The organism is Mesorhizobium sp. M7A.F.Ca.MR.148.00.0.0, from assembly GCF_003997735.1.
In the GTDB taxonomy this organism is placed as follows: domain Bacteria; phylum Pseudomonadota; class Alphaproteobacteria; order Rhizobiales; family Rhizobiaceae; genus Mesorhizobium.
On record NZ_RZTB01000021.1, the window covers coordinates 83522 to 83971 of the forward strand.

Consider the following 450-nt stretch of genomic DNA (forward strand, 5'->3'; position numbering starts at 1 on the left):
TCATATTTCCATTTGCATATGCAATTCCAACAGCTAACTGCGCGTGGGTTTCTCCTTTTTCGGCCCTCGGCATGAAGTACTCAAGCCATTCAAGCTGTTCTCGCATATTGTCTTGCTCCATAAGAACGCTTCCCTATTTTTAGGCTTGGAATTGCGGTGACAGTGCTGGACTGCATCTATAAGTGAGACACGGTGATTTCTGTGACAGGTTATCCTGGAGGATGGCCTTGTGACAGACGGATTGACGCAGAACGTTTCCGACGCACTTAAGTTGGCGGCGACCAAGCGGCTTGAGCGGACTGATATGCGAGCTGCGTTTTCACAGCGCGTGACGCGCTTTATCGGGTTGTTCAACCATACCGCATTGCACAATTCCCTCGCTTGGTCACAATACAAGGCATGGTTCGAACCGCACTCGCCGTCCTGGTGATCGATGAAAACCGCATCCGC